The sequence below is a fragment of the Desulfovibrio sp. genome (assembly GCF_019424165.1).
Lineage (GTDB): Bacteria > Desulfobacterota > Desulfovibrionia > Desulfovibrionales > Desulfovibrionaceae > Desulfovibrio.
Map to the genome: position 1 here is coordinate 1 of NZ_JAHZAA010000052.1, position 6,799 is coordinate 6,799.

At 53.6% G+C, this 6,799-nt stretch carries 10 protein-coding genes; 1 reads left to right on the forward strand and 9 read right to left on the reverse strand.

Going from position 1 to position 6,799, the window contains the following annotated elements; all coding sequences use genetic code 11:
* Nucleotides 1-227: 227 nt before the first annotated feature.
* The gene (traI, locus tag QZ377_RS11985) at nt 228-1,904 is read left to right on the forward strand and encodes a TraI/MobA(P) family conjugative relaxase (protein ID WP_291441391.1); all 1,677 of its coding nucleotides are present in this window, start codon (nt 228-230) and stop codon (nt 1,902-1,904) included.
* On the opposite strand, the gene QZ377_RS11990 is transcribed toward traI, so the two are convergent.
* The 9 genes from QZ377_RS11990 to QZ377_RS12030 all read right to left on the reverse strand — a co-directional run.
* Nucleotides 1,905-2,150 carry a helix-turn-helix transcriptional regulator gene (locus QZ377_RS11990; RefSeq protein ID WP_291441393.1) on the reverse strand — a complete coding sequence of 82 codons (246 nt, stop codon included), beginning with the start codon at nt 2,148-2,150 and terminating at the stop codon, nt 1,905-1,907.
* 107 nt (nt 2,151-2,257) lie between these two features.
* Nucleotides 2,258-2,443 (reverse strand): hypothetical protein, encoded by a 186-nt coding sequence (locus tag QZ377_RS11995; protein ID WP_291441395.1) that lies wholly within the window; start codon nt 2,441-2,443, stop codon nt 2,258-2,260.
* Between the two features lie 263 nt (nt 2,444-2,706).
* A complete protein-coding gene (locus QZ377_RS12000; RefSeq protein WP_291441397.1) occupies nt 2,707-3,411 on the reverse strand; it encodes a cytochrome c biogenesis protein CcdA in 705 nt (234 codons plus the stop codon).
* A 2-nt stretch (nt 3,412-3,413) separates the two neighbouring features.
* The gene (locus tag QZ377_RS12005; RefSeq protein WP_291441399.1) at nt 3,414-3,812 is read right to left on the reverse strand and encodes a thioredoxin family protein; all 399 of its coding nucleotides are present in this window, start codon (nt 3,810-3,812) and stop codon (nt 3,414-3,416) included.
* Nucleotides 3,813-3,831: 19 nt separating this feature from the next.
* Nucleotides 3,832-4,884, reverse strand: a complete 1,053-nt coding sequence (gene arsB / locus QZ377_RS12010; RefSeq protein ID WP_291441400.1) for an ACR3 family arsenite efflux transporter — start codon at nt 4,882-4,884, stop codon at nt 3,832-3,834.
* 14 nt (nt 4,885-4,898) lie between these two features.
* Complete coding sequence (locus QZ377_RS12015; RefSeq protein WP_291441401.1) at nt 4,899-5,372, reverse strand: arsenate reductase ArsC; 474 nt, start codon at nt 5,370-5,372, stop codon at nt 4,899-4,901.
* An 8-nt stretch (nt 5,373-5,380) separates the two neighbouring features.
* On the reverse strand, nt 5,381-6,226 hold the full coding sequence (gene arsM, locus QZ377_RS12020) for an arsenite methyltransferase (RefSeq protein WP_291441403.1): 846 nt from the start codon (nt 6,224-6,226) through the stop codon (nt 5,381-5,383).
* Nucleotides 6,227-6,247: 21 nt separating this feature from the next.
* On the reverse strand, nt 6,248-6,538 hold the full coding sequence (locus tag QZ377_RS12025; RefSeq protein WP_291441405.1) for a thioredoxin family protein: 291 nt from the start codon (nt 6,536-6,538) through the stop codon (nt 6,248-6,250).
* Between the two features lie 22 nt (nt 6,539-6,560).
* Nucleotides 6,561-6,799: permease (locus QZ377_RS12030; RefSeq protein ID WP_291441408.1), on the reverse strand; the 239-nt coding region annotated here is incomplete at its 5' end.

Genomic DNA, 6,799 nt, shown 5'->3' on the forward strand with positions numbered 1-6,799 from the left:
TCCCTCTGCACGTTCCGCAAAACGGTGTGCCTGGGGTTTTCCGTCCCAAGTCGGGAGCACCAGGAGGCACGAATTGAATTACGCCGACTCAAAGGCGACTTGGGCAGACTTGGCGGGCTGGTGAAACAGACTTTGGCAAACGGAGCGGACAGGCAGACCGTTCACCGCCTTTTGCATGAACTGGACGCCCGGCAACGGGAACTTCAACAGGCCATAGCGGTCATACGATGATCAGCAAGAAGGTGGGTATCAGCCCGAAAAATGACAACTACGCCCGTCTTGCCGACTACATAGCCGATGCCGGGCATGAAGGCGAAAAAAGTCTCATGCACTGGTGCGCCGGATGCCTTGGGGATGAAGACTACCGGAATGGCATTGCCGAGGCCGTGGACGTTCAGGCCATGAACACCCGCACCGCGAAAAGCAAAACCTACCACATTGTTATCAGCTTCCGCCCGGAGGACGAGGCTAAATTGACGCCGGAGGTGTTCAAGGCCATTGAAGAACGCTTTGCCGCCGCCTTGGGTTACACCGACCATCAGCGGCATTGCGGCGTCCACCAAAACACCGCCAATCTCCATATGCACGTTGCCTATAATACGATTCACCCGGAAAAGCATACCCGGCATGAGCCGTTCCGCGATTACAGGACGCGGGACAGAGTATGCCGGGAGCTGGAGCAGGAATACGGGCTTGTGGTCGATAATGGCCGGGACAAAGGTAAACAGCGGTCATTGGGCGAAAAGGCCGCGCTCATTGAAGCCCATACGGGCCAGCAATCCTTTGAATCATATGCCAAGACCCACAGGGACGCCATTTTGCACGTTCTGCCAGCGGCACCGGATTGGCAACCGCTCCATGAGGAACTTGCCCGCTATGGCATGGACATAAAACCCCACGGCAGCGGTCTGGTCATAGCTGATCGCCATAACCAGCGGCATACCGTAAAGGCCAGTTCGGTAAGCAGGGATTTGTCACTGAAAAGACTGGAAGAAAAATTGGGGCCGTACCTTCCGGCGCGGGCCTTGGAAAAAATGACGGAACAAAGCCGCTACCAGCATACCCCTTTACACCGCTCACCGGAGCGGGGAGCTTTGTTTGCGGAATATCAGCACGGCATTGAAAAGCGCAAAACCGGCTTGGCTACGGTCAAGGAGCGGGAAGACGCGGCGCTTTCAGCGATCAAGGGAAAATGGGCGGACAAGCGCCGGGAACTGGAAAGGCTGAACATAGCAAAAAAGAACCGCCGCAATCTGCTGCAACTGGCCCGGAAGCATGAAGCCGACGAAACCGCCAGGGCGAAACTGCCGTTTCAGTCTCCGCGTGAGGCCATACGCGGGGAAATCCCTTTCACTTCATGGAATAGCTTTCTGCAACAAAAGGCTGACCAGGGCAATGAAACGGCTTTAGCCATTTTACGATCCAAACGGGAGGCAGCGGAGCCGGATCGGGAGCCGCAAGCAGCCGTGGCGAAGGACTGGTCACAGCATGGGAAAGAGCAGTTTGCAGCGAACCGTGCGGAAATCCGGGCTGAATATGCGGCCAAGGAACTTGCCGCCCTGGAGAATAAAAATGTGAGCGCCCAGGGGAAAAAACAGCTTTTGGCCGTTTTACGGATGGAACAGCTTGCCGCAGAGGAAGCGGCACACATACGCGGTTTCTCGGCAACAGTAGATCGCAAGGGAACCGTCATTTTTGCCCTGCCCGGCGGCGGCAGGATTCTGGATAGCGGGAGGGAGCTTTTCTTTTCGGGCAATAATGACGCCGCCCGGCATGTAGCTGTCCGCTACGCGCAGAAAAAATGGGGAAAAAGCCTGCATGTGGAGGGGAACAAAATTGTGCGGTTGGAAAAAAAGCTGGAGAAAGAGCAAGTCCAAAAACAGCAGCAGAATATGGAACGGTAGCTATTTTTGCTGCTCCATCTTCTCCGCAACGGGATCAAGCAGTTTTCCGGGGGTTATGTCCAGAGCCTTGGCAAGCCGTAGAACCATGTCGAGGCTTGGCTGCCGTGTCCCATTTTCAAGGGCGCTGATAAACGGCCTGATCACGTCTACCCTTTCGCTAAGCTGCTCTTGGGTAAGCTGCTTTTCAAGCCTGTACGCTCTTAAGACTTCCCCAAATAATTTGTAATGTTGCCGCCTTACTGTCATAGCCTGACAGTATAGCTAAGAGACAATATTTTGTTTGATAGCAATTGCTATCAAACACGCGGGTTAACGTGCCCACGTTGCGGGCACGGTTGATAATCTATTTGATGTTATTTCGGATTGATCAGGGCCAAAAACGTCAGGATAGATTCTTTTACAGCCATTGCAGCGGATGGCAGAGCTTTTATGTCGCCATTATGCTTGAGAAGTTCCGCCTCGCTTGTGAGTAAAATTCTGCTAATGACTTCACGGCAAATTTTTTCCAACTCTTCAAACTCAACCTTGTCTTTATCCATGCCAAAACTCCTTTGGGAGTTTTCCGCACACCACAGCAATGCTGTTCCATATAAAAAACCGCTTGCAATATTACAAAGCGGTTGCTTAAACGCCGCAAGTGAGCACAGCCTGTCTGTTTCTCAAAAGAGCCGACACATAAGGGCATCAAACGCATTCATGATGCGGTATGCAGAAGTAGAAGCCTTACTGTGCGCAGCAGCTTGGACGGTTGTATGAGTTTATTTTTTTTATATTATGAAGATGGTATTCATACCCTCCTATGCTATGTGGTTAATCCTGTGTAAATGAAGTACACACCCACCAGGGCTACCACCCCTCCAGCCAGCTTTCTTCCCCAAATAGTCGCCGTTTGCATTCCTTTGGCCGCCAACATCCTTTGCGCCAGAGCTACGGAACTTCCGGCAAGGACTATCGGCAAGCAGTGTCCAAGGGCAAAAGTGAGTACCAGGGATATTCCTTTGGCAAATTCAGCATGTACGGTGATAACCGCCAGAATGGGGGCTATGAATCCAAAGGTACACGCACCAGACAGAATACCGTATGAAAGGCCCAGGAGCAGCGCCCCAAGGTGGCCGCGCATTTTGAAATTCCCGATATACCCAACGGGGAGCTTGCAGGCGGAAACGCCCATAAGATTCAAGCCGAGCCAGAGAAACAACCCGCCAATGGGAACACCCCACAAAGGCGAAATGTCGCCCAACATCCTGCCGAGCAGCGAACAGATTACGCCCACCAGGGCGATTGAAGCGAACAGCCCCGCGCTGAACAGCAGCGAATAGCCTACCGCCTGTCTGCCCTGCACCAACGTACCTTGACCGGCCACATAGCCGACCATCAACGGGATTGACGCCAGATGGCAGGGGCTGAACAAAACACTCACCAGCCCCCACAGGAAACAACCGGCCACGGCCAGCCCGAAACTGCCCATCATCCAAATATTAATGATCAAAAGAAACTGGTCGAACATGCTTATTCCGCCAGCAGCTTTTCCAGCGTGTCCCGTATGGACTTTTCATCTAAAAAGCCTTCGTGCCTCCCCACTTCTTCACTCTTTTTGTTGTAAAAGATTTGCGTGGGAATAGCCCGGATACCATAATTTTTGCCTTCATCCGGGTTTTGCCAGACATCGATAAACACCACATCGGCCTTGCCACGGTACTCCGCTTCCAACTTTTCAAGAATGGGAGCCATCATTTTGCAGGGGATGCAAGACTTTGCCCCCAAATCTATCATCGTAACCGTTCCGACCCTCGGCAGGGTTTCAGCCAGGGCAGAACCGGAAAAAAGCAGTAAAAGCAGAACTAGGCCAGCGGCGCTATATTTCATAAAGACTCCGATTATGGGAGATAAAAAAGCGACACCGGCCAAAACCGGAGCCGCCTTTATGTTATGCCGCTGATGCAAACCAGCGCTTTTTCAGCCACAAGGCCACATTCACCAGCCCGATAAGTACCGGCACTTCCACCAGCGGGCCGATGACGGCCACAAACGCCTCGCCGGAGTTCAGACCGAAAACGGCGATTGCCACCGCTATGGCGAGTTCAAAATTGTTGGAGGCGGCGGTAAATGAAAGCGTGGCCGTCTGCTCATAGTTCGCGCCTGCCCGCTTGGATAAATAGAAAGACACCAGGAACATGACAATAAAGTAAATCAGCAATGGAATTGCGACTTTCACCACGTCAAAGGGAAGTTGCACAATATATTCGCCCTTGAGGGAGAACATCACTAAAATAGTGAACAGCAACGCCCGCAATGTCCAGGGGCTTACTTTCGGGATAAAGACGTTCTCGTACCAATCCAACCCTTTTACCTTGAGGCCGTAGATACGCGAGGCAACACCAGCAATAAAGGGAATACCAAGGTAGATGAGCACGCTTTCGGCAATCTGGCCCATGCTTATATCCACCACAGCCCCGGAGAAGCCAAGCCAGCCGGGAAGCACTGTGATAAACACATAGGCGTAGACCGAGAAGAAAAGCACCTGGAATATGGAGTTAAAGGCTACCAGACCGGCGCAATACTCCCTGTCGCCACCGGCAAGGTCGTTCCAGACAATGACCATAGCAATACAGCGGGCAAGCCCGATAAGAATAAGGCCCACCATGTAACTGTTGTTGCCGGAAAGAAAGGTAATCGCCAGCAGGAACATAAGAACCGGGCCGATAATCCAGTTCTGCACCAGCGAGAGGAGCAGGACTTTTTTGTTCCGAAACACCTTGCCAAGCTGTTCATATTTCACTTTTGCCAAGGGCGGGTACATCATCAGGATAAGCCCGATGGCGATAGGAATATTGGTCGTACCCACCTGAAAAAAGTTGATGACGTTCTTCACGCCCGGCGCGGCCCATCCAAGGCCCACACCTATGAACATAGCCAGGAAAATCCACAAGGTAAGATAGCGGTCAAGAAAGGAAAGCCGCTGTAGTGTCGATTTAGTCATGGTCTTCCGCCCTCTTATAGCGCGGCAATGTCATCAAGGATGGTTTGCAGTTGGGCCGCATCCATGCTCGGCTCCGCTTCAAGCTGTTTCACCAGGGCAGTTATCCGCTTGCGGAGAACGGCAAGGGTTTCAGTGAAGGCGGCGTTCACCGTCGCCTCGTCGCCTTGAACTTTTGCCGGGTCGGGCATTCCCCAATGACTACGGACAACCTTGCCGAAGTATAATGGGCAGGCTTCGCCCGCCGCGTCGGCGCACAGGGTTATGACCGTATTCGGCTTTTCCGGCAGATTGTCCCAGGATTTGCTTGTTAAGCCTTCCGTGGAAAGCCCGGCTTCCTTGAGTACGGCCAGGGCGCGGGGATGCACAAACCCGGCAGGCTGACTGCCCGCGCTTTGCGCTGTCACACCAGCCGGGGCCATAGACTTGAAAAGCGCCTCCGCAATGATGGAGCGGCAGGAATTACCCGTACACAAGAAAAGTATGTTCATACGCGCCTCTATTTGCGGGCTTCAATGGACAGGCTGACAACGTAATCCGCCATTTCCTCGCCTTTGGGCAAAGTCTCGGCAATCTGCTTGCACAAAGGGTCGTTCCAGTCCTGCATGTTCCGCACATAGTCAGGCTTGGGCGTCAGAACGATGGACGTAAAGCCGGTCTTTTCCAGCAAGACTCTGGTTTCTTCCACCAGCATCGCCCCGGCCACACAGCCGACAAGCGCCGCCGCCATTTCCCGAATGTTGTCCGGAAGGGGCTTCAACAAAGCCAAGTCAGAAACGGATATTTTGCCGCCCGGTTTCAGGGCGCGGAATACTTCACGCCAGACCTGGGGCTTGTCCGGGGAAAGGTTGATCACGCAGTTGGAAAGCACCACGTCAACGCTGGAATCCGGCACGGGCAGATATTCAATTTCGCCAAGGCGGAACTCCACGTTATCCAGGCCGGTGCGCTGGCGGTAGTACTCAATGTTCTTGCGGGCCTTGGCAAGCATTTCCGGGGTCATGTCCACGCCGATAACCCGCCCGGAGGCTTTGACCTTCTCGCCCGCCTGGAACACGTCAAAACCGCCGCCGCTGCCGAGGTCAAGCACGGTCTGGCCTTCCTGCAAGGCTGCAATGGCTACCGGGTTGCCACAGGAAAGCCCCATGTTCGCGCCGTCCGGCAGGTTGGAAAGGCTTTCCGCGTCGTAGCCTATGGCTTTCGCCAGTTTGGCAGGATCAACCTGACCGCAACGCTGACCGGGGCCACAACAAGAACGCTGTTGCCCTGTGGCAATGGCCGCATATCCAGCGCGCACGGTCTCTTTCACCGCTTGAGCCTGATTATTTTCAGATATTTTTTTCATTTTATTAGCCTTTCTAGTTGGTTAGCACTTGCCACCGCAACAGCAACCGCCAGATGCAGCCGGAGCGGGTGAACCGGCAGCGCCGTCAATCCAGGCCGCTATTTCTTCTTTGGTCGGAACTTTGCCGGTGGACTTGACTACACCGTCGATGGCGACAGCCGGGGTGGACATAACGCCAGCGGCCATCATTTCCTTGAGGTCGGACACTTTCTGAACGGTAATGTTCCCGCCCTTGGCAGCGGCTACTTCTTTCACCAAGTTCTCCGTTTCCGTGCACTTTGCGCAGCCGGGGCCGAATACTTTGACTTCCATGATTTTCTCCGTTGTATGTTAGTTAGACGATGTAGGGGCCGACAATGTTGAACAGCCAGCCGACAAGGGTGAAAATTACCCACAGGTAGCCGATGAACGCCGCTTGCAGCTTGATGGTCATAATCTGCCGCAGCATCATCACTTCCGGTATGCTTGCCGCTACCGCGCTCATGCAGAACGCCAGAGTCGTACCAATGGGCAGCCCCTTGACCAGCAGGCTTTCCATAATAGGGATAATGCCGGTGACGTTAGAGTACAAAG